The following is a 5,815-nucleotide window of genomic DNA, read 5'->3' as shown; positions in this document are numbered from 1 at the left end:
GCCATGAGCTTCAGAAACAATTTTTTACTGATGATTTTTATTGCAGAATGAATGAACTTTGAGGCAGATTTTTTACCCATAAAAAAATACCCTGGGTCCCCTCAAACCCGGGTATTTGATCAGCTGGCTTGTCACTGGCTCCCGCTTCTTTTTTTTATGTCCCTTATTCTCTGGCGCTTTTTATTATTTTTCTTGATTGGCCCGAGTGACTTCATAATACGTATTACCTACTACAAAAACCTTGATCTATATCAATAAAGCTTCGGTTTACACCTATGCGAATATCCAGTCACGAATATAAGGCATTTGTCTTTTTTTATTTCACTTTCACTCAAGCAGTCCAAAACCCGGTTTTTTGACTTATGTCAGCCATAATGTCACCACTCCATGAAACCGACTGCATCTAAAAAGACACAGTGTAAACTGAGCGTCCTGACTATTTTTACCGTAAAACATTTTTTGAGTGTTTCGGGCAATTGATCAAGAGTCCGCAAAGCACTCCGGCTAACTGTATACCAGACAGGAGTATGACCATGGATCCAGAGTCTGCCGTAATGGAGATTATCATTAACTCTGGCCTCGCTCGCAGCTGTGCTTACGATGCTTTGTCCAAGGCAAAGGCTGGGGATTACGAAGGAGCCGAAGAGATGATAGCTCACGCCCGGGAGGCCGCAAAAGGGGCTCACAGAATCCAGACTCAACTGATCGAGGAAGATCAGGGCGAAGGGAAAAGGCCAATGACCCTGGTGATGGTACATGCCCAGGATCATTTGATGACATCCATGCTGGCTCAGGAAATGGTTCAGGAGCTGATAACACTTCACAAAAAAATCGATCAGAAGCAAAAATGGCCACAATAAAAGACGTCGCTGAGCGAGCAAAAGTATCCCGTGCTATCGTATCCAGGGTACTGAAAAATACCGGACAGGTAACGGAGACAACCCGCCTGTGAGTGGAGTTTGCTATTCAAGAGATGGCTGCAGGTTGTGTGGAAGCCTTTGCTTTTCTCTGTGAATACAGTTTAACGAAACTCGCGAAATTCTCCATCCATAGCCTCTCATTGGGAGCGTAGCGACCTTTGAAGGTTTGGATGGAGATGGATAGCGAATAGCCCGTATAGGGCTGTCATTTCTCCGGCCTCTCCTGTTTCTGTATGTATTCCTTCAGAACTTCCAAAGGCGCACCGTCAGCCGTTATCAAGCAGTACGCCCTTGTCCATAGAACAGGCTTCCAATAATGCATTTTCAAGTGCTTTGAAAACTCTTTTCGGATAAGCCTGCTGGTGACAGTTTTCAGGTTGTTCACGAACTTGCTGGGCATGATGTTCGGATGCAGATCAAGCATTAGGTGAACATGGTCAGCCTCTCCACCAAACTCTTCAAGATCAACCTCCCACTTTTGGCAAAGGTCACGACAGATTTCTTCCAACCTGACCAGCATGGGAGCTGTGAAGCATCTACGGCGGTATTTTGTTACTAACACTAAATAATATTTTAGCTTATAGACACAATGATAGTGGGATTTCATTCTATTACACTAAGTTATTTTGTGTTATTATAGTCGTATGAGAGCATACAAGTACAGAACCTACCCCAACCCTGAACAGCGAGTGCTGATTGAAAAGCACTTCGGTTGCTCTCGTCATGTCTATAACTGGGCATTGTCAGAAAAAGACAAACATTACAAAGAAACCGGAAAGAGCCTGTCAAAGCGTCAGCTTCAGGATCGTCTGGTTGCCAGCAAGAAAGACGACAAAGAATGGTTGACGGACGTCAACAGTCAAAGTCTGCTGGCCTCTCTCGCCAACCTGGATACTGCGTTCACCAACTTTTTTCAGGGTCGAGCCCAGTTTCCAAAATTCAAATCAAAATATTCCGGCTGGCAGTCTTTCCAATGCCCCCAGCATGTAACGGTTGATTTTGAAGCATCGGCTATCAACCTGCCAAAGCTGAAGGGAATAAAAGCAAAACTTCATCGCCCGTTTTCCGGCAAGGTCAAAACCGTTACTGTCAAGCGTTCACCGTCAGGCAAATACTTTGCCAGTGTGTTGGTTGATGATGGTGTTGTTGATCCAGCTCCTGCAACGATTGAAAGAGAAAACACTGTTGGTCTTGATGTTGGGCTGACTGAATTTCTTATTGATAGTAAAGGTAACAAGACTGAAAACCCTCGTATTCTGAAGGCTTCACTGGTTCGGCTGGCAATGGAGCAAAAGATACTCGCCAGAAAGAAAAAAGGTTCAGCCAACAGATCAAAGCAAAAACGCAAAGTCTCCATAATCCATGAAAAAATAGCCAACCGTCGCTACGATTTCACGCACCAGGCAACAGCAAATTTGGCTGACAAAAGCCACGCAACCACCTTTGCTGTAGAAGACCTCAATATCAAAGGCATGATAAAAAACCGTAAACTTGCCAGAGCAATACAGGACGCAGGCTGGGGAATGTTTCTGACGACACTGGAATACAAGTGTCGTTGGAATGGCAAGAACCTGATTCGGATAGGGAGGTTCCATCCGAGTTCCAAACTGTGTAATTGCTGCGGCTATAAAATGGAAGCCATGCCCCTGTCTGTGCGGGAGTGGCAGTGCCCAAATTGTCAATCTGTCAATGACAGGGACATAAACGCCGCCTGTAATATCCGTGATATTGGTTTAGCTGATTCGCTGGGATGCAGCGTTTGTATAAAGAGTTCCCCTGTAGCAATATCTGTCAGCGCAGGTGCTACAGCGAAAGGTGTTGAGAGTTCTCAGCGTGGGTCGCAAGAAGCCCCCACTAAAGCTGCTTCAGCGGCTTAGTGGTGGGAGTACATCACCCCGTAAATTAATCATCAAAATAAATAGAAGGATGAGGAGGGCAGAGCACGCCAACGAATGCACCAGCGGCAAAACCAGCAAAATGACTAGCAGCAAGGTAGCCATAAAATGCATAAGCTATAGGGCAGCTGGCAAGGCTAATAGAAAAAACCTATAAACCCGTAAGGTAGTACTTCAATTACGCTATTTCCCGCTCCAAAAACAGCTCCGGATAGAGTAGCTGTGCGTACACCAGCAGCCAAAGCGGTCATAACATCACCAGTCTCAGCCAAACCACTGTAAATATTAATAATGCCAGAGGTACCAATAAGAGTTGCCCCAATAAGAGCAGAGCCAGCAGCACCAATAAAAGCATTAGTAGCAATTTGAGATATTCTGGTTACCCGTTCACGCAATGATCGAGGAGGAGGCATATTCTCAAAAACATATGACGGCACCGGAGCCCTACAGCTAGGACAAGTCTTGGAATGGCCATACCATATAGCAAGACATTTTCTTCCAAAAACATGAGATTCATGGCACGGGAGAACCACTTTTTTATTCTTACATCGAAGATCTTCATTATCTTTTTCATTAAAAGACCCGAGACAGATTTGACATGCATCCGAAACACTCATTGTCATAAAATAAGTTCCATTTCTGTTCATTAGTAAATAATGAGATAAAAAACTGGCAGAAAAGTTCCCCAAATTTTATGACTTACCCTGTGAAAAGCCATAACGATGCCAGGCGGAAGAACCGTTGCCTCGTCTCAGCTTTGCTCGCTACTTTTGCGACAGCTTCCTCCGTGGGAATGACGCCCTCCTACTTAGCGACCATTCTGGCAATATCATCATGCTCCATGCCACTCCGGGCGAAGAAGTGCTTGAGACGATTGCACCCGGAGCCGGTCCCGGTACGTGCCCCAAAGTTCGGGCAATACGGGAAAGGTTGACTGAACCCATCTGCATGAGGCCAAAAATAACCAGCGCAATAAGGTCAATACAGGATTGATGCCCAAGAGAGGTTTCAAGATGATTTGCCAGTAAATGGGGGCTTGTCCCCTGCAGAGGTCGTCAAGTTGCAAGATCAGTCATTTGGTCCATATATATTCTTCAGCATATGGAGGTTATTGGCTGATATGAAAAAATATATAGCTCTGACTGCTCTTTTTTGTCTTTCCTGTAAGAGTGTTGCCACAGGCTATGTTATCCGCAGTCCTTATGACTACAATTCTGTGGCTAATTTTGTGCTTCAATCAAATGGCTGGGGTATTCTTTGGGTGTCCATCCGGCAGCAGGCTTTTCCATACTGGGTGCAAGGCTTCCCCGCGCCAACAAACTTTTTCCCTAGTCATATGGGTATTATGATTCGAGGCTGCATGTATTATGTTGAGGTACTGGATTACTTCTCTCCCTAGCAGCCTGACACGGCCATTCCAGCTGACGCCTTCGGCGGAGCTGAATGTCGTCGGGGATAGCGGGGGCTGCCCGACTCAGCGCTCGACGGGCTGCAGGGGGATAATGTAATCTTCCCAATCCTCTTCAGGCACTGAGCTTTCTGATTGCGCAAACGCCCCGATGGAAATGCCAGCCAAATGAACGCTGTCCGGGTTTCCGGATATCAGAGGGTGCCAGTCGCAAAGCGGTTTGCCTTCGGCCAGAAGTCGATAGGCACAGGTGTCTGGCAGCCAGTGAAAATGAGGAATATCACTGGCTGTCAGCTTAAGGCATTCAGGGACTTTTTCCTTGCGGTGTTCATAATCTGAACACTGGCAGCTATGAATATCCAGCAGCTTGCAGGCCAGAGAGGTGTAGTGAACCTCTCCTGTATCCTCATCTTGCAGCTTTTGCAGGCAGCAGCGACCGCAGCCATCACAGAGGCTCTCCCATTCATCAGGAGTCATCTGTTCGAGGGATTTGGTCTGCCAGAAAGAGGTTGTCATACCGCAATAGTGTTCATTTAATGTGAAGTAGTGCAATTACCGGCAGAAAGTAACGAACTAATAGCCATGAAGCAACTCTAATTCCTGACAACTCTCACAAACATCAAGAGCAACTTCCAATAATAAAGGGTCTCGCCTTTTTAGAAGAATGCTCTTTTCTGAGTTTTTGCAGGGCAGTCAAAGAAGTAAACAGTTCGAATACAGGCCGGGCGTTGTTGGCGTCCAGAAAACGCAACTGATCAGCTCCTGCATCCATGCAGTTGTGCGGTTGCGATAAATTGGCCTGAAAATTCATGCTCCCTCGTCAAATAGCTCGCTATTCTCCTCGGGATCAGAAATTTTTATCCTTAATTTCTCGCAACCTTCGCTACGGACACATAAGTTCGACAGGCTGCTAGTCTTTCCATTTCGGCCAGTTGAAAATCGCTTTCACTTGCTCATATTGGGGCAAGCCTCTTGACGTAGACATGGACGAGAAAGCGCGGAACAGCTCCTCATTGAATCCATGCTCATACTGCTGGTCTTTCGATTCCAGCCGACTCAGCGTGTCTTTCACTTCCTGCTGATGCTTGGGCAAGCCTCTGCCATGATTCCTGGACGCGTAGTAGAGGAACAGCGCCGTATTGAACTTGTCATCCCGTCTCCATTCAAGCCAGCCCAGCACCACTGTCACTTCCTCATGTTTGGGGAAGCCTTTGCCATGATTCATGGACGAGAGGGCGAGGAACAGCTCCGTATTGAACCGGCCATCCTGGTCTCTCCATTCCGGCCAGTCCAGCATTAGTCTTACTTCTACGTGTTTGGGAAAGCCTCTGCCATGATTCATAGACGAGACGGCAAGGAACAGCTTCGTATTGAACTCGCCATCCTGGTCTCTCCATTCCGGCCAGCCCAGCAGCACTGCCACTTCCTCATGTTTGGGAAAGCCTCTGCCATGATTCATAAACGAGACGGCGACGAAAAGCTTCGTATTGAACTTGCCATCCCGGTCTCTCCATTCCGGCCAGCCCAGCAGCACTGCCACTTCCTCATGTTTGGGAAAGCCTCTGCCATGATTCATAGACATGACGGCGAGA

At 46.8% G+C, this 5,815-nt stretch carries 9 protein-coding genes; 4 read left to right on the top strand and 5 right to left on the bottom strand.

What is annotated here, in order from left to right:
- The first annotated feature begins 533 nt into the window (after nucleotides 1–533).
- Entirely contained in the window at nucleotides 534–860 is a 327-nt protein-coding gene (locus tag KDK16_RS03555; protein WP_257253416.1) for a PTS lactose/cellobiose transporter subunit IIA, read from the top strand.
- Nucleotides 848–952, top strand: a complete 105-nt coding sequence (locus KDK16_RS03550; protein ID WP_257253415.1) for a LacI family DNA-binding transcriptional regulator — start codon at nucleotides 848–850, stop codon at nucleotides 950–952. The genes KDK16_RS03555 and KDK16_RS03550 overlap by 13 nt, the downstream gene beginning before the upstream one ends.
- A 173-nt stretch (nucleotides 953–1,125) precedes the next feature.
- On the opposite strand, the gene tnpA is transcribed toward KDK16_RS03550, so the two are convergent.
- Nucleotides 1,126–1,527, bottom strand: a complete 402-nt coding sequence (gene tnpA / locus KDK16_RS03545; protein ID WP_257274707.1) for an IS200/IS605 family transposase — start codon at nucleotides 1,525–1,527, stop codon at nucleotides 1,126–1,128.
- Between the two features lie 37 nt (nucleotides 1,528–1,564).
- Between tnpA and KDK16_RS03540 the strand changes: the two genes are divergently transcribed.
- Nucleotides 1,565–2,797, top strand: a complete 1,233-nt coding sequence (locus KDK16_RS03540) for a transposase (protein ID WP_257253411.1) — start codon at nucleotides 1,565–1,567, stop codon at nucleotides 2,795–2,797.
- Nucleotides 2,798–2,952: 155 nt separating this feature from the next.
- Here KDK16_RS03540 and KDK16_RS03535 read toward each other — a convergent pair whose 3' ends face one another.
- Nucleotides 2,953–3,504, bottom strand: a complete 552-nt coding sequence (locus KDK16_RS03535) for an RING finger protein (RefSeq protein ID WP_257274706.1) — start codon at nucleotides 3,502–3,504, stop codon at nucleotides 2,953–2,955.
- A 431-nt stretch (nucleotides 3,505–3,935) separates the two neighbouring features.
- Between KDK16_RS03535 and KDK16_RS03530 the strand changes: the two genes are divergently transcribed.
- Nucleotides 3,936–4,214: a hypothetical protein gene (locus tag KDK16_RS03530; protein WP_257253407.1), complete on the top strand. Its 279-nt coding sequence runs from the start codon at nucleotides 3,936–3,938 to the stop codon at nucleotides 4,212–4,214.
- Nucleotides 4,215–4,289: 75 nt separating this feature from the next.
- Here the strand turns inward: KDK16_RS03530 and KDK16_RS03525 are convergent, their stop codons facing one another.
- From KDK16_RS03525 to KDK16_RS03515, 3 genes are all read right to left on the bottom strand, one after another.
- Nucleotides 4,290–4,739: a YcgN family cysteine cluster protein gene (locus tag KDK16_RS03525; protein ID WP_257253875.1), complete on the bottom strand. Its 450-nt coding sequence runs from the start codon at nucleotides 4,737–4,739 to the stop codon at nucleotides 4,290–4,292.
- Between the two features lie 103 nt (nucleotides 4,740–4,842).
- The gene (locus KDK16_RS03520; RefSeq protein ID WP_257253877.1) at nucleotides 4,843–4,995 is read right to left on the bottom strand and encodes a hypothetical protein; all 153 of its coding nucleotides are present in this window, start codon (nucleotides 4,993–4,995) and stop codon (nucleotides 4,843–4,845) included.
- 138 nt (nucleotides 4,996–5,133) lie between these two features.
- A partial coding sequence (locus KDK16_RS03515; RefSeq protein ID WP_257274705.1) for a hypothetical protein occupies nucleotides 5,134–5,815 on the bottom strand: 682 nt, incomplete at its 5' end.

The organism is Endozoicomonas sp. SESOKO4 (assembly GCF_024606275.1).
Note: the sequence above shows the minus strand (reverse complement) of the source record. Positions and strands in the feature narration are given on the sequence as shown.